This window comes from Desulfovibrio simplex (assembly GCF_055387835.1).
The window spans coordinates 1,861,020-1,877,379 of the sequence record NZ_AP042377.1; the positions used below are offsets into that span (position 1 = coordinate 1,861,020).

Annotated in this window: 13 protein-coding genes and 4 tRNA genes; all 17 read left to right on the forward strand. The window is 58.3% G+C overall.

Annotated features, from left to right (window positions below; translation table 11 throughout):
- The first annotated feature begins 288 nt into the window (after window positions 1-288).
- Window positions 289-1,356, forward strand: a complete 1,068-nt coding sequence (locus ACZ5DH_RS07590; RefSeq protein WP_464256462.1) for a DNA polymerase III subunit delta — start codon at window positions 289-291, stop codon at window positions 1,354-1,356.
- 102 nt (window positions 1,357-1,458) lie between these two features.
- Window positions 1,459-2,148 (forward strand): JAB domain-containing protein, encoded by a 690-nt coding sequence (locus ACZ5DH_RS07595; RefSeq protein ID WP_464256463.1) that lies wholly within the window; start codon window positions 1,459-1,461, stop codon window positions 2,146-2,148.
- Between the two features lie 17 nt (window positions 2,149-2,165).
- Entirely contained in the window at window positions 2,166-4,784 is a 2,619-nt protein-coding gene (gene lon / locus ACZ5DH_RS07600; RefSeq protein WP_464256464.1) for an endopeptidase La, read from the forward strand.
- A 5-nt stretch (window positions 4,785-4,789) separates the two neighbouring features.
- Window positions 4,790-5,668, forward strand: coding sequence for a peptide chain release factor N(5)-glutamine methyltransferase (gene prmC / locus ACZ5DH_RS07605; protein ID WP_464256465.1), 879 nt, complete (start codon window positions 4,790-4,792; stop codon window positions 5,666-5,668).
- A gap of 167 nt (window positions 5,669-5,835) precedes the next feature.
- Window positions 5,836-5,911: transfer RNA gene (locus ACZ5DH_RS07610), tRNA-Thr, on the forward strand.
- A 51-nt stretch (window positions 5,912-5,962) separates the two neighbouring features.
- Window positions 5,963-6,048: transfer RNA gene (locus tag ACZ5DH_RS07615), tRNA-Tyr, on the forward strand.
- A gap of 103 nt (window positions 6,049-6,151) precedes the next feature.
- Window positions 6,152-6,227 (forward strand) — tRNA-Gly (locus ACZ5DH_RS07620).
- Window positions 6,228-6,438: 211 nt separating this feature from the next.
- On the forward strand, window positions 6,439-7,632 hold the full coding sequence (tuf, locus tag ACZ5DH_RS07625; protein WP_464256466.1) for an elongation factor Tu: 1,194 nt from the start codon (window positions 6,439-6,441) through the stop codon (window positions 7,630-7,632).
- Between the two features lie 4 nt (window positions 7,633-7,636).
- Entirely contained in the window at window positions 7,637-7,786 is a 150-nt protein-coding gene (gene rpmG / locus ACZ5DH_RS07630) for a 50S ribosomal protein L33 (RefSeq protein WP_291302016.1), read from the forward strand.
- Between the two features lie 42 nt (window positions 7,787-7,828).
- Window positions 7,829-7,905: transfer RNA gene (locus ACZ5DH_RS07635), tRNA-Trp, on the forward strand.
- Between the two features lie 22 nt (window positions 7,906-7,927).
- Window positions 7,928-8,167 carry a preprotein translocase subunit SecE gene (gene secE, locus ACZ5DH_RS07640; protein ID WP_464256467.1) on the forward strand — a complete coding sequence of 80 codons (240 nt, stop codon included), beginning with the start codon at window positions 7,928-7,930 and terminating at the stop codon, window positions 8,165-8,167.
- Between the two features lie 8 nt (window positions 8,168-8,175).
- Entirely contained in the window at window positions 8,176-8,748 is a 573-nt protein-coding gene (gene nusG, locus ACZ5DH_RS07645) for a transcription termination/antitermination protein NusG (RefSeq protein ID WP_291302018.1), read from the forward strand.
- A gap of 173 nt (window positions 8,749-8,921) precedes the next feature.
- A complete protein-coding gene (gene rplK / locus ACZ5DH_RS07650) occupies window positions 8,922-9,344 on the forward strand; it encodes a 50S ribosomal protein L11 (RefSeq protein WP_464256468.1) in 423 nt (140 codons plus the stop codon).
- A 180-nt stretch (window positions 9,345-9,524) separates the two neighbouring features.
- Window positions 9,525-10,232, forward strand: a complete 708-nt coding sequence (rplA, locus tag ACZ5DH_RS07655; protein ID WP_464256469.1) for a 50S ribosomal protein L1 — start codon at window positions 9,525-9,527, stop codon at window positions 10,230-10,232.
- A gap of 168 nt (window positions 10,233-10,400) precedes the next feature.
- Window positions 10,401-10,925, forward strand: coding sequence for a 50S ribosomal protein L10 (rplJ, locus tag ACZ5DH_RS07660; protein WP_464256470.1), 525 nt, complete (start codon window positions 10,401-10,403; stop codon window positions 10,923-10,925).
- Window positions 10,926-10,976: 51 nt separating this feature from the next.
- Window positions 10,977-11,357: a 50S ribosomal protein L7/L12 gene (rplL, locus tag ACZ5DH_RS07665; RefSeq protein WP_464256471.1), complete on the forward strand. Its 381-nt coding sequence runs from the start codon at window positions 10,977-10,979 to the stop codon at window positions 11,355-11,357.
- An 823-nt stretch (window positions 11,358-12,180) separates the two neighbouring features.
- On the forward strand, window positions 12,181-16,317 hold the full coding sequence (rpoB, locus tag ACZ5DH_RS07670) for a DNA-directed RNA polymerase subunit beta (RefSeq protein ID WP_464256472.1): 4,137 nt from the start codon (window positions 12,181-12,183) through the stop codon (window positions 16,315-16,317).
- Window positions 16,318-16,360: the final 43 nt, after the last annotated feature.

Genomic DNA, 16,360 nt, shown 5'->3' on the forward strand with positions numbered 1-16,360 from the left:
ATTGCTCTGGCGGATGCGGGAGCAGACGCCCGCCGCGGAGGCGTAAGCGCAGTTTACCTGCGCGGTTAAACGCCGTAGTGAGCGTGCCTTAAACTTTGATAATGTACATTCTCAAAGTTAATCTGCTCTAAAGAGCCTCCTGGAAACGCGCAGTTATTTCGTTTGGCAAGGCGCGATCTTTTTTTGAAGCAGGAGTGGACTCTTCCGTCCTCGACTGTTTCAAAAAAAGTGAAGCAACGCCGCCAAACGAAATAGATCAGCGTTTCCATAACTGTACGGCATACAAACATGAGCACTCCCCATCCAGGATTTTCCTTTCTCGCCTGCCCTGACGGGCAGCTGCTGCGCGCCCATCTGAACAGGCTGCTGGCTGCCCATCCTCCGACGGCCAGTGGCGGCCTCATGCCCCAGGCCGCTCCCGCGCAGTGGGAACGGCACATATACTGGGGTGATGAAGAGCCGCCGCAGCGCTTCTGGGAGCAACTGACGCTTCAGGGGCTCTTTGGCGCGCCGCGCGCTCTGATCGTCCGGCAGGCCAATCAGTGGCCGGCGGCAATATGGAAAAAAATCTCCCACACGCTGGCCCGCCCCTCGGACCAGTGCTGGCCCTTTTTCTGCCTTGAGGTCAACTGGGAACGGGGTCAGCCCAAAATTCCGGCCCATCTCGGCAAATTGCCCTGCATGGCCTTTGCCGACAAACAGGGCTGGATATGGCGTCATGAGGGGCTCAATGAACGCACGCTGAAAAAACACGTGCTGCAACGCTGTCAGGCGCTGAATCTGCGCTTTGAACCTGATGCCCTTGAGCAGTTCTGCGCCTCTGTCCCGCCCGACGCTCTGGCTATTGAAAACGAACTGGAAAAGCTGCTTCTGCTCCGCGCCGCCATGCTGGACGCTGATGATTCCACAAGTGCTGCCGCTGGCGCTGTTTCCGGCAGCCGTGGGCAGGACATAAGCCTGGCTATGATCTCCACGGCCTCGTGGAGCCCGGAATGTGACGTTTTCGCCTGCATCCGCCACATGCAGGCAGGCAATCTGCCCGCCGTATGGAGAGAACTTGCGCGCAGCAAGGACGGAGACAGCCTGCTGTTTTCGCTTCTGGCCCTGCTGGCCCGTGAACTGCGCCTGTTATGGCAATGCCAGGCTGGCGAAAATCCGCGCATGCGCCCCCAGGAAGCCGGGGCCAAAAAACAGCTTGCCCAGCGCCTCGGGGCGGAAGGCATCGCGCAGGGCATGACCCTTGTGGTGGACGCCGAACTGCACGTCAAAAGCGGCCGCCGCAGTCCCGAGCAGAGTCTGGATTTTCTGGCCACGCGCATGACGGCCCTTTTTGCCCGGGCACAAGGCCGGACATGACCGGCATGCTGACAGAACACCCTTTATTTATTGGCCCAAAGCGGGCAAAATCCCTATAGTCACATCCCTGCCTCTTGCATAACCTCCAAGACTGCTTACATTATGACAGCAAAGCCAGGCCCCATACAACTGCACGCAGGGCACAGAGCCCGGCTGCGTGAGCGTTTCGAGCATGAACCCGCCGCTGTGGCTGACTATGAGGTTCTGGAACTGCTGTTGGGCTACGGGCTCACACGCAAGGACACCAAACCTCTGGCCAAGGAATTGCTGCAACGCTTTGGCAGCATCCGGGGCGTCATGGACGCCCGGCCCGACGAACTTCTTGCAGTGCCCGGTTTCGGATCAGGACTGATGACCTATTTTCAGGTCTTGCGCGAAGTCCGCAGCCGCTATGTGGCTTCGGCCTTGCGCAAAAGAGAAATCCTGGTCACGCCGGAAGCCGTGGCCCGCATGGCCCAGAGCCGGTTGGCGGGCTGCCCGCACGAGGAGTGCTGGCTGGCGCTGGTGGACCAGCGCAACAGGCTTACCGCCTGGGAATGTCTGCGGCGCGGCGGTGTTGCGGAGGTTTCAATGCAACCCAGAGAAGTATTCGAGGCCGCGCTGCTGCGCAAGGCCAGCGGCATCATAATGGTGCACAACCATCCCGGCGGCAACCCCGCGCCTTCTGAAGCGGACAAAGCTTTCACCGCCGAACTGCAAAGACTGGCACCGCAACTGGGCCTGCGCTTTCTGGATCACGTTATCGTTACTGAGGGAGACTGCTACAGCATCACACAGATGCAGACCATATAGGCAGTCAGGGAGAGTATATGGCTGATTACAATGACAAGAACCATTTGTTGCACCTGGATGGAACCGATTCCACCGCGGGTCCGGACGTTGAAAACGAAGAACAACGGGACGCCAACCCGCTCGCGCAGGATGTGGCCGAAGGCGAAGGCAGCCTGGCCGCCGCCATGCAGAGCATACCCGACACCTTGCCGGTTCTGCCCGTGCGCGACGTGGTTATTTTTAACTACATGATTTTGCCCCTCTTCATCGGGCGTGAAAAATCGGTTCAGGCTGTGGACGCCGCTCTCAAGAACGGACGGCATCTGCTCGTCTGCGCCCAAAAAGAAGAAGCCACTGAAGACCCCGGCCCGGACGACCTGTATAAGGTGGGCACTGTGGTGCAGGTTATGCGCATGCTCAAGATGCCCGACTCACGGGTGAAGATTCTTGTGCAGGGCGTGAGCCGTGCCCGTGTGCGCAGCTTCAGCCAGGTTGAACCCTTCCTTGAGGCGCATATTGAAACCCTGCCCGAAACCACGCCCAAGGTAGACCCCACCGTGGAGGCGCTGTTGCGCTCCGTGCGCGAGCAAAGCGAAAAGGTGCTTTCTCTGCGCGGGCTCTCCTCGCCTGATGTGCTGGCTGTCTTGCAGGGCGTGGACGACCCCGGCCGTCTGGCTGACCTCATTGCCGCCAACATGCGCATGAAGACGGCTGACGCCCAGCGCATTCTGGAGGCTGAAGACCCGCTGGACCGCCTTATGCTGGTCAACACCCAGCTGCAGCGTGAGGTCGAGGTGGCCACCGTCCAGGCGCGCATCCAGAGCTCTGCCCGCGAGGGCATGGACAAGGCCCAGAAGGACTACTTCCTGCGTGAGCAGCTCAAGGCCATTCGCAATGAGCTTGGCGACAAGGAAGAAGAGGGCGAAGAAGAACTGGAAAACCTCAAGGCCGCCCTGGACAAGGCAGGCCTGCCCAAGGACGTGCGCAAGGAAGCCGACAAGCAACTGCGCCGCCTGGCGGGCATGCATGCGGACTCCTCCGAGGCCAACGTGGTTCGTACCTACCTGGACTGGATGGTGGAACTGCCGTGGAAGAAGCTTTCACGCGACAGGCTCGACATAGCCTACGCCAAGCAGATTCTGGACGAAGACCACTGCGGACTGGAAAAGGTCAAGGACCGCATTCTTGAATTCCTGAGCGTGCGCAAGCTTAATCCGCAGTCCAAGGGCCCCATTCTCTGCTTCGCAGGCCCTCCAGGCGTTGGCAAAACGTCCCTTGGACGCTCCATCGCCCGCGCTTTGGGGCGCAAGTTCCAGAGGCTTTCACTGGGCGGCATGCATGACGAAGCTGAAATACGCGGACACAGGCGCACCTATATCGGGGCCATGCCTGGTCGCATCATCCAGAGCCTCAAGCAGGCGGGCACACGCAACCCGGTCATTGTGCTGGACGAAGTGGACAAGCTCGGCTCGGACTTCAGGGGCGATCCGTCTTCGGCCCTGCTGGAAGTGCTGGACCCGGAACAGAACCATACCTTCAGCGACCACTATCTGAATGTGCCCTTTGACCTTTCAAAGGTTATGTTCCTGTGCACGGCCAACCACCTTGAGACCATCCCGGCGGCCCTGCGCGACCGTATGGAAGTCATTACCCTGCCGGGCTACACCATGCAGGAAAAGGCTGAAATAGCGCGCAAGCATCTGCTGCCCAAAAAGATCAAGGAAAACGGCCTGGAAGAAAAGGACGTGATTCTGGAAGCAGCGGCCCTTGAAAAGGTCATCAAGGAGTACACGCGCGAAGCGGGCCTGCGCAACCTTGAACGCGAACTGTCGTCCATCTGCCGCAAGCTGGCCCGTCGCAAGGCCGAAGGCAAGAAGGGCCCCTTCAGGGTGGACGCGGCCGATGTGGAAAAACTGCTGGGTGCACCGCGCTTTATTGAAGACGAAAAGGAAAAGAAACTCATGCCCGGCATGGCTCTTGGCCTGGCCTGGACTCCCGCGGGCGGCGAAGTGCTCACCGTGGAAGCTACCGTCATGAAGGGCAAGGGCGGCCTTACCCTGACCGGCCAGCTCGGCGACGTCATGAAGGAAAGCGCCCAGGCTGCCCTGAGCTACATCCGCAGTCGGGCCGACGATCTGGGCGTGAACCCGTCCTTTGTGTCCGAGTTTGACATCCATGTGCACGTGCCGGCCGGCGCTACGCCCAAGGATGGCCCTTCGGCGGGCGTTACGCTCACCACGGCCCTCATATCGGCCCTCAGTGGACGTCGCGTACGCGCAGACCTGTGCATGACCGGTGAAATCACCCTTCAGGGCCGGGTGCTGCCCGTGGGCGGCATCAAGGAAAAAATTCTGGCGGGAGTGGCGCGCGGCCTCAAGCACGTGATCATTCCCTGGCAGAACACCAAGGATCTTGAAGACGTGCCCAAGGAACTGCTCAAGCGCATCACCGTGCATCCTGTGCACCACTACGACGAACTGCTGCCCCTGGTCTTTGAGGGCAAGAGCGGCCGTGGCGGAGCCTCAGGCACGGACAGGAACAGCAAGAACAAGGAAGAAAGCAAGAAGGAAACCGTGGCGGCCCGTCCGCGCAAGCCTGCCGCCACTGCAGGCGGCAGCCGCAAGGCCGGACGGCCCCAGCCCGAAGCCGGAGCCTGAGTCCTGTGAAGCTGCGCCAGTATCTTGCTGAATCCGCGCAAAAAATGACAAAGGCGGGGGTGGACAGCCCCCGCCTTTGCGCGCATGTGCTGGTGCGTCAGGTACTCGGTCTTGACCGCATAGCCTGCGTCACGCAGGCCGACCGCGAACTGTCGGCCTGCGAACTGGAAGCCCTCGACGCCCTCGTCGCCCGGCGCGCCGCAGGGGAACCGCTGGCGCATATAACGGGCAGCAGGGAGTTCTATGGGCGTGATTTTCTGGTAACGCCCCACACGCTCATTCCCCGTCCAGAAACGGAACTGCTTGTTGAAAAAGCTCTTGAGGCGGCAGCAAGGCTTGAATCCGTGGGCGGGGTTACGCAACATGCCCCGTATTTCGCTGATCTTGGCACTGGCTCAGGCTGCATCGGCATTACCCTTGCCCTTGAGCTCCCCCGCTGGCGCGGCCTGCTCATGGACATCAGCGGCGAGGCCGTGAACACGGCGCGGCAAAATGCCCGTATGCTGGGAGCCCAGGATCGAGTTGTCTGCATTGAGGGCGATCTGTACAAACCGCCTTTGATGCCCGGCGCATATGCCCTGCTGGCCAGCAACCCCCCGTATGTTGCCGAAGATGAGCGCCCCATGGTAATGCCCGAAGTGCTGGCGCACGAACCCCATGGCGCGCTTTTTTCGCCTGCCGGGGGACTTGCCCACCTTGAGGCTGTCATCGGGGCAGCGGCCGGAGCGCTTGCGCCCGGCGGCTGTCTGTTGCTGGAACATGGCGCGGCACAGGGCGCGCAGACACGCCGCCTCCTGCGTGCGCACAGTCTTTTTGAGGCTCCTGTGACCCACAGGGACATGGCTGGCCTTGAACGCTGCACAGTGGCCTGCCGGGCCCGTTGAGGTATTTTCAGCGGGGGAGTGCCGCAAAAGCGGCGGTTTACGCGGCTCTGCCCATAATTCAGGGGACTTGCGCGCGACGGTGAGTCAGTGAAATTTACAAAAAAATGCGCGAAAATGCATTTTTTACTTGCCAAGCAGGTCGGAAGTGGCTAAATAGCACTCTTGCCGCTGGCGTAGCTCAACTGGCAGAGCAGCTGATTTGTAATCAGCAGGTTGCGGGTTCAAGTCCCATCGCCAGCTCCAGAATTACGCCGGTCAAAGGAAGGACACTTGCCCTGCCTTAGCGGCACGAGTGGAGGGGTTCCCGAGTGGCCAAAGGGAACAGACTGTAAATCTGTCGTCGTAAGACTTCGGTGGTTCAAATCCACCCCCCTCCACCACCACTTTTCCGTCTTCCATAGAATTCAGACGGGTGGTGGCTGGTTACAAAAAACTGCCTTGGCTGTAGGAGACAGGGAGCCTGTCGGGGAACTACGGTAGCGTGCGGGAATAGCTCAACGGCTAGAGCATCAGCCTTCCAAGCTGAGGGTTGCGGGTTCGAATCCCGTTTCCCGCTCCATTCCTGCTGAATTCCTCCCCCTCAGTCAACCCGTCCGCCAAAGCACGTTCCCTGGTGTCCAGGGACTGAATGCGGACAGCGGGCCGCCCAACGGTTTTTTTCCACTGCCGCAGCCGTTACGCGAGGAGCAGGCGTTACACACGCAAAGCTTGAAGCACTTTTTTGTAACGCAGGTAAAACGCAAACATTATTTTCTCCAGGGAGACGTACAATGGGCAAGGAAAAATTTGAACGCAAAAAGCCCCATGTAAACATCGGCACCATCGGCCACATCGACCATGGTAAGACCACGCTGACCGCCGCCATCACCAAGGTGGCGAACATGAAGAACGGCGGCAAGTTCATTTCGTATGACGAAATCGACAAGGCCCCCGAAGAAAAGGAACGTGGTATCACCATCTCCACCTCGCATGTTGAGTACGAGACCCCCAATCGTCACTATGCGCACGTGGACTGCCCCGGCCACGCCGACTACATCAAGAACATGATCACCGGCGCCGCCCAGATGGACGGCGGCATCCTGGTGGTGGCCGCCACTGACGGTCCCATGCCCCAGACCCGTGAGCACATCCTGCTCGCCCGTCAGGTCGGCGTGCCCCAGCTCGTGGTGTTCCTGAACAAGTGCGACCTCGTTGACGACGAAGAACTGCTCGAACTGGTGGAACTGGAAGTGCGCGAACTGCTGTCTTCCTACGACTTCCCCGGCGACGACGTTCCCGTGATCCGTGGCTCCGCCCTGAAGGCTCTGGAAACCGACAGCCCCGATTCCGCTGAAGCCAAGTGCATCATCGATCTGCTGGAAGCTTGCGATACCTTCATTCCCACGCCTGAGCGCGACATCGACAAGCCCTTCCTTATGCCCATCGAAGACGTGTTCTCCATCTCCGGTCGTGGCACCGTTGTGACCGGTCGTGTGGAACGCGGCGTGATCAAGGTCGGCGAAGAAGTGGAAATCGTGGGTATCAAGCCCACCGTAAAGACCACCTGCACCGGCGTTGAAATGTTCCGCAAGCTGCTCGACCAAGGCGAAGCCGGCGACAACATCGGCGCCCTGCTGCGCGGCGTCAAGCGTGACGACGTGGAACGCGGCCAGGTTCTTGCCGCTCCCAAGAGCATCACGCCCCACAAGAAGTTCAAGGCTGAAGTGTACGTGCTCTCCAAGGAAGAAGGCGGCCGTCATACCCCCTTCTTCACCGGCTACCGTCCTCAGTTCTACTTCCGTACCACGGACATCACCGGCGTTATCGGTCTGCCCGAAGGCGTGGAAATGGTTATGCCCGGCGACAACTCGCAGTTCCTGGTTGAACTCATCGCTCCCATCGCCATGGAAGTTGGCCTGCGCTTCGCTATCCGCGAAGGTGGCCGCACCGTTGGTTCGGGCGTGGTGACTGAAATCACCGAGTAGGCTTATGAGAGTCAACATACTTCTGGCTTGCACCGAGTGCAAACGCCGCAACTACAGCACCCGGAAGAACAAGAAAAACACTACCGGTCGGCTGGAAATGAAAAAATATTGCCCCTGGGACAAGAAGCATACTCTGCATCGCGAAACCAGGTAACATAATTCCGCCGGGGGGCTTCAAGCCCCCCGGACGGCACGCAGGGCAGTAGCTCTAACGGCTAGAGCGGCGGTCTCCAAAACCGCATGTTGGGGGTTCGAATCCCTCCTGCCCTGCCATTTTTTATCTCCGGACAACACCATGGCAAAAAAACAAGCTCAGGCTGGCGACCCTAAGGCCGACAAAGCCCCTAACATTTTCGTGCGCTTCGCGCGCTACGTCGAGGATGCCAAGGCAGAGTTGCGCAAGGTGACGTGGCCCACGGTGAAAGAAACACGCAAGGCCACTCTGGCCGTGTTGGGCTTTGTCGCCGTGATGGCCGTTATTCTTGGGCTGGTTGACCTTGGTCTGTCATCACTGATCAAGACCATACTGTCCTGAAGGCCTATATGAAAGACCCCGCTATCGACGAAACTTCCGAGCTCTCTTCAAAAGCTCGTTGGTATATTGTGCACACCTACTCGGGTTTCGAGCAGCGTGTGCAAAAGACCATTAACGAGTTGCGCCGCACCGGGCAGGAACAGGGCCTTATTGAGGAAGTGGTGGTTCCCACCGAAAAGGTTATCGAACCCACCAAGGGTGGACAACAGCGCACATCCACGCGCAAGTTCTACCCCGGCTATGTCATGGTTCGCATGGTCATGACCGACCTGTCCTGGCATCTGGTGCAGTCTATCCCCAAGGTTACAGGCTTTGTGGGCGGCAAAAACCGTCCCACGCCCATGCGTGACGGTGAAGCCGAACGCATCCTGGAACTGATGGAAACGCGTCAGGAAACCCCGAGACCCAAGTTCAATTTTGACAGGGGCGACGAAGTGCGTGTCATTGAAGGACCCTTTGGGGGCTTTAATGGCGTGGTTGAAGACGTTAACTACGACAAGGGAAAGCTGCGCGTTTCCGTTTCCATCTTCGGGCGTCAAACGCCGGTGGAGCTGGATTTCGCTCAGGTTTCCAAAGGCTAGGACCCTTTCGCACTGAAGGGTTTTGCGGACAGGATTGCTCTTTGTCCGCACGGCACGTTTGTATACCCGTACAAAACTTGCCGGGGCAAATATCACCTAACCTTGCTTAATGACTTGCCCCCGCGCGGCGGCCAAAGGCCGGTCAGCGCGAGCAGCGATGAAGGATAAAGCAAATGGCCAAAAAAGAAGTTGCCAAGATCAAATTGCAGATTCCTGCGGGTGCGGCCAACCCCTCCCCGCCGGTAGGTCCCGCCCTGGGTCAGCACGGCCTGAACATCATGGGCTTCTGCAAAGAGTTCAATGCCCGCACCCAGGACCAGAAAGGCATGATCATCCCCGTGGTTATCACGGTGTATGCCGACCGCTCCTTTACCTTCATCACCAAGACCCCTCCGGCCTCGGTGCTGATCATGAAGGCGGCCAAGCTTGAAAAAGGTTCTGGCGAGCCCAACCGCAACAAGGTGGGCAGCCTTACCATGGCTCAGGTGGAAGAAATCGCCAAGCTGAAGCTTCCCGATCTCAACGCCGCCACCCTTGAATCCGCGGTGAAGTCCATTGCGGGCACAGCTCGCAGCATGGGCGTTGACGTTAAGTAAGGCCTTGCCGCAGCGCGGGGCTCACGGGCTTTCCGCAGTTTGCAGGTTTATCGGTCTTGAGGCGACAGCCGGGTGGTTCCGCCATAACCCGCCGCAGCCGCCATCGTTGAAATCAATTGTACTGCCGCCTTCGCGCAAGACGATGCGTGGCAGGAGATGCAAAACGACAAGGATTATCTCATGCCTAAACATGGCAAAAATTTTCGCAAGGCTCTCGAAGGCACCGACCTTCAGGAGCGCTTCAGCGTTGAAGACGCTGTGAGCAAGTCGCTTGGCGCGGCCTTTGCCAAATTTGACGAAACCGTAGATGTGGCCATTCGCCTTGGCGTTGACCCCAAGTACTCCGACCAGATGGTGCGCGGCGCTGTCACGCTGCCCCACGGGCTTGGCAAGACTGTGCGCGTTGCCGTGTTCTGTAAGGGCGAAAAGCAGGCCGAGGCCCGCGAAGCCGGCGCTGACGTGGTTGGTGCGGAAGATCTGGTCGCTCAGGTCAAGGAAGGCAACCTGAACTTTGACGCCGCCGTGGCCACCCCCGATGTCATGGCCCTTGTGGGTCAGATTGGTCGCGTGCTTGGCCCCCGTGGTCTCATGCCCAACGCCAAGACCGGCTCGGTTACGTTTGACGTGGCCAAGGCCGTGACCGAGCTCAAGGCTGGCCGCGTGGACTTCAAGGTTGACAAGGCTGGCGTGCTGCACGCTCCTCTGGGCAAGGCCTCTTTTGGCGCCGAGAAAATTCTTGGCAACCTCAAGGCCCTGCTTGACGCGGTAAACCGCCTCAAGCCCTCGGCCGCCAAGGGCGCCTACCTGGTTTCCATGGCTGTTTCCACCACCATGGGCCCCGGCTTCAAGGTCGACATGTCCCAGGTCAAAAAATTTCTTGAGGGATAAACTCTCAAGTATGATGGCGGCCTGGTTTGCAGGCCGCCATCATAATGTCTGAGGAACGGAATACGAGTCGAAGACGGCAGGTGGGTTAACCCCCTTAATTGCCCTGCCCAGACGCTTCTACTTTGGCTCGGCATTCCACCTGGCAACCCCGAACGTGAGAGGTATCACGTGAACAGGTCTGAAAAAGCCGCAGTTATCGGAGCCATCAAGGCCAAGGCCGACAGTGCTTCCTTTGCTGTGCTGACGGACTTCAAGGGTATGACGGTGGAAGAGCTGACGAACCTGCGTGTAAGCCTTCGCAAGGCTGGCGGCGAATATCTCGTCGTTAAAAACACGTTGGCGCGTATAGCTCTGACCGACGGCACGCACGATGTCATCAAGGATAACTTCCATGAGAACATCGGCGTGGCCTTTGGGTTCGATGACCCCGTGGCGGTGGCCAAGGCGTTGAGTGATTTTGCCAAGCAAAGCAAGCTCTTTGAGCTTCGCTGCGCCAGCCTGGACGGTAAGGCTCTGAATGCCGCCCAGTTGGACGCACTGGCCAAGCTGCCCGGAAGGGAACAGCTTCTCGGTCAGCTGCTCGGCACCATGAACGCCGTGCCCACCAACTTTGTGTCGCTGTTTGCCAACATGCTGCGTGGCCTGCTCTATGCCCTCAAGGGCATCGAAGAGCAGAAGTCCAATGCCGCCTAGTTGGCCATCACCGCAATCATCCGAATTTAAGCCAAAGATCAGGAGACTATCATGGCCGTTACGAAAGAAGAAGTTGTTGAATTTATCTCCAGCATGACCGTTCTTGAACTTTCCGAGTTCATCAAAGAACTGGAAGAAAAGTTTGGCGTGTCCGCCGCTGCCCCCGCCGCTGCCATGATGGTGGCCGCTCCCGCCGCTGCTGCTGAAGCTGCTGAAGAAAAGACCGAGTTCGACGTTATCCTGAAGGAAGCCGGCGCCAACAAGATCGGCGTCATCAAGGTCGTGCGCGCTCTGACCAGCCTGGGCCTCAAGGAAGCCAAGGAAAAGGTCGACGGCTGCCCCTCCACCCTGAAGGAAGGCGTGTCCAAGGAAGAAGCCGAAGACGCCAAGAAGCAGCTGACCGAAGCCGGCGCTGTTGTCGAAGTGAAGTAAGTTCGGTTCTACCGTGCTTTATGGCGGGGCCTCTGGCCCCGCTTTTTTTTGAGCCTTTAGACCAGATTAACTTTGAGAATGGACATCCTCAAAGTTTAAGACACGCATGCTTCGGCGCTTAACAGCGCAAATAAATAGCGGTGCTGTCTTCATCCGTAAGCCCTGCGGGCAACGGCTGAAGCTGCGCTTACGCCTTCGCTGCGGGCGCCTGCTCACGCAGTCGCCAGAGCAATTTCAAAGTGAAAATGCTCTAGGCTATTAAATAGTGTCAACAGGACCTAGAGCATGTCCCACCTTTGAAAAAGGTACCCTGCTCTGGCGCTGCGTACGCGCGCAGCGAGACGCAACGTGCCGTGGATTTTGCCAAAAACCGCATTTTATGCAGACTGACAGGTTGAAATGTGAAGCCTTTCATGGCTGCTCTGGTCTGGAAATTTCCCGTGGTTCAGGGGCAAATTCTTTTTGCCATTACCGCCGGTATTGTTTATGCTTAACAAGCGGTAAAAAAACAGATCAAAAAAAGGCTTGCCAAAACTTAAAATTCTCATTATGTATCCTCTTTCATGAACGGCTTAGGAGGCCTTTTTCTGTTTAATATAACTTACTGCATAAGTACATATTTTTAAGGTTGACGCCTGAACCCAAGCCCTGTTTACCCAGACAGGGATGGGTTTTTTTCGCCTTCCCCGCGCAGTAAGCAATACCTCCCACCGTGATTTACGCTTTCAGGGTGCAGTGACAACAAGTTTTTGCCCGCCGGCTTCGGCAGATGCTTCACTTGTCGCTCCGCCGGGGCGCAACCGCTACCTATCTTGAGGTACCCATGGGCCAGCTCACCAAACAGTTCGGCAAGATCAAGATTTCCCTCCCTATTCCCCATCTGCTCAATCTGCAGATAGATTCATATGAAAAGTTTCTTCAGGAAGGCGTTCCGGAAGCCGATCGCCGTCCTGATGAAGGGCTCGAAGGCGTTTTTCATACCGTTTTTCCCATTGAAGACTTTAACAAGACCGCCAGCCTGGAATTTGTCAGCTATGAAGTTGGCGAACCCAAGTACGATCAGGCGGAATGTATCTCAAAGGGACTGACATACGAAGCCCCCATGCGCATCAAGGTGCGCCTTGTAGTCTATGATGCCGATGAAGCGTCGGGCAACCGTACCATTCGCGACATCAAGGAGCAGGATATCTATTTTGGCACCCTGCCCCTCATGACAGAAAAAGGCACCTTCATCATAAACGGCACCGAACGTGTCATCGTTAACCAGTTGCAGCGCTCGCCGGGCATCATTTTCGAGCATGACGGCGGAAAGACGCATACAAGCCGCAAGGTGCTGTATTCGTGCCGCGTCATTCCCATGCGCGGTTCCTGGCTGGACTTTGACTTTGACCACAAGGACATACTCTACGTCCGTATTGACCGCCGCCGCAAAATGCCCGCCACGATTCTCTTCAAGGCCATGGGCATGAGCAAGGAACAGATCCTCGACTACTTCTACTCGCGCGAAACATACCGTCTCGAAGACCGTAACGCGATTTACTGGGAAGTGCGCAAGGACCTGTACCGCAAGGACAATGCCTACGCCGACATCGTTGACGGCGAAGGCAACGTCATTGTCAAGGCCGGCAAGCCCATTACCAAACGTAGTTGGCGTCTTATCTGCGAATCGGGCATTGAAGCCATTGAAATGCGTCCTGACACCCTGGACAGCATGTTTCTGGCTGTGGATGTGGCCGATCCCAAAACCGGCGAACTTCTGGCCGAGGCCGCGGATGAAATCACTCCGGGTCTGCTGGACCGCATGCGCGAAGCCGGCATTAACCGCGTCAGCGTGCTGCACACCAAGGGCACCGACACTTCGTCTTCCATCCGCGACACCCTCATGCTGGACCGTATCCCGGACCAGCAGAAGGCGCAGGAAGAGATCTACCGTCGTCTGCGTCCCTCTTCGCCGCCCACTGCCGAGATTGCCGCCAGCTTCTTTGACAACCTGTTCCGCAACGGCGACTACTATGACCTGTCGCCCGTGGGCCGGTACAAGCTCAACCAGCGCCTCGGGCTGGACGAGTCTTCGGACCTGCGCACCCTGACGGACAATGATATTCTCACGGCCATCAAGGTGCTGGTGCACCTCAAGGACAGCCATGGCCCGGCCGACGACATCGACCATCTGGGCAACCGCCGCGTTCGCCTTGTGGGCGAACTGGTGGAAAACCAGTATCGCATCGGCCTTGTGCGCATGGAGCGCGCCATCAAGGAACGCATGAGCCTGCAGGAAATTTCCACGCTCATGCCGCATGACCTTATCAACCCCAAGCCCGTGGCGGCCGTGCTCAAGGAATTCTTTGGCACATCCCAGCTGTCGCAGTTTATGGACCAGACCAACTCCCTGTCCGAAGTGACGCACAAGCGCCGCCTTTCGGCCTTGGGCCCCGGCGGTCTGACCCGTGAACGCGCGGGCTTTGAGGTGCGCGACGTGCACACGTCGCACTATGGCCGCATCTGCCCCATTGAAACGCCTGAAGGCCCGAACATCGGCCTTATCGTTTCCCTGACCACCTTTGCCAAGGTCAATGACTACGGCTTTATTGAAACGCCGTATCGCGTTGTCCGCGAAGGCCGCGTTACCGAAGAAGTGGTGCACCTCGACGCTTCGCGTGAAGGCGATCAGGTCATCGCCCAGGCCAACGCCCTTGTGGACGAGCACGGCAACCTGCTGGACGAGTTCGTCACCGTGCGCGTCAAGGGCGAAGTGGAAATGCGCCACCGCGACGAAGTGAGCCTTATGGACATCTCGCCCAGCCAGATGGTCTCCATCTCCGCGGCGCTCATCCCCTTCCTGGAACACGACGACGCCAACCGCGCGCTCATGGGTTCCAACATGCAGCGCCAGGCTGTGCCTCTGCTGCGTTCTGAAAAGCCCCTTGTGGGCACTGGCATGGAAGTGGACGTGGCCCGCGACTCCGGCGCCTGCATCGTTGCTCCTGCCGACGGTAAGGTGAACTATGTGGACGCCGACCGCATCGTGGTGGCCTACGAGGGCGATGTGTACAAAAAGCAGGGCGGCGTGCGCGCCTATGACCTGCTCAAGTACCACAAGTCCAACCAGAACTCCTGCTTCGGGCAGAAGCCCAGCTGCTATCCTGGTCAGATTGTCAAAAAAGGCCAGATACTTGCTGACGGTCCCGGCATCGACGACGGCGAACTGGCTTTGGGCAAAAACCTCGTGGTAGCCTTTATGCCCTGGTGCGGCTACAACTACGAAGACTCCATCCTGATCTCCGAACGCACGGTGAAGGAAGACGTCTTCACCTCCATCCACATCGAAGAATTCGAAGTGGTGGCGCGTGACACCAAGCTTGGACCCGAAGAAATCACCCGCGACATCCCCAACGTCAGCGAAGACATGCTGCGTAACCTGGATGAAAGCGGCATCATTCGCATTGGCGCGGCGGTCAAGCCCGACGACATCCTCGTGGGCAAAATCACCCCCAAGGGCGAAACCCAGCTTACTCCTGAAGAAAAACTGCTGCGCGCCATTTTCGGTGAAAAGGCCCGGGACGTGAAAAACACCTCCCTCAAGGTCCCGCCGGGAGTGGAAGGCACCATTATTGACGTCAAGGTCTTCAACCGCCGCTCCGGCGAGAAAGACGACCGCACTCTGGCCATTGAGGTTCATGACACTGCGGTGCTTGACCAGAAAGAATCCGACCACATGCGCGCCCTCACGGACAGTACCCGCGCGCTGCTGGCCCCGCATGTCTGCGGCAAGCAGGTCGCAACCTCCGTGCCCGGCAAAAAGAAGGGTGAGGTGCTGGTGGAAGCCGGCGCGGCCCTCACTGAAGAAATGCTTGACGAACTGCCCGTGAAAAAGCTCGCTGGCCTTTTCAAGAGCAAGGAAGTCAACGATGCCGTGGCCGACATTCTCAAGTCGTATGACCAGCAGATTGATTATCTGCGCGCCATTTACGACTCCAAACGCGAAAAGGTCACCGAAGGGGACGATCTGCCCCCCGGCGTCATCAAGATGGTCAAGGTTCACATTGCCATCAAGCGCAAGCTCTCGGTGGGCGACAAAATGGCGGGCCGCCATGGTAACAAGGGCGTTGTTTCCTGCATCCTGCCGGAAGAAGACATGCCCTTCTTCGCCGACGGTCGTCCCGTTGACATTGTGCTCAACCCCCTGGGCGTGCCTTCGCGAATGAATATAGGCCAGATCATGGAAACCCACCTTGGTTGGGGAGCCAAAGAACTGGGCCGCCAACTGGCCGAACTGCTGGATTCCGGCGCGGCCATGCAGGTGCTGCGTGATGAAGTCAAGAGTGTTTACAACTCTGAAGACATCAGCAAGCTCGTGGACGCTATGGACGACGAAGAATTCAAGGCTTCCGTCCACAAGCTGCGCAACGGCATTGTGACCAAAACCCCTGTGTTCGACGGCGCGACCGAAGAGGAAATCTGGGGCTGGATGGAAAGGGCTGGCCTTGCCAACGACGGCAAGACGACCCTTTACGACGGCCGCACGGGTGAGCCCTTCAAGAACCGCGTGACCACAGGCGTCATGTATATGCTCAAGCTGCACCATCTGGTTGACGAAAAAATCCACGCCCGCTCAACGGGCCCCTACTCCCTGGTGACCCAGCAGCCCCTCGGCGGAAAGGCCCAGTTCGGTGGGCAGCGTCTGGGTGAAATGGAAGTGTGGGCGCTGGAAGCGTACGGCGCCGCGTACCTGCTGCAGGAATTCCTCACGGTCAAGTCCGACGACGTGACCGGGCGCGTGAAGATGTACGAAAAAATAGTCAAGGGCGACAACTTCCTTGAAGCCGGTCTGCCCGAGTCCTTCAACGTTCTGGTCAAGGAACTCATGAGCCTTGGGCTCAACGTCACCCTGCACCAGGAAGAAGGCAAAAAGAAGCCCAAGCGCGTGGGTTATATGAGAGATCGCGAGGATGAGGCGTAAGCCGCCCGTTCTGGCGGACCCGGACATTCGTTGCGTCACCCGC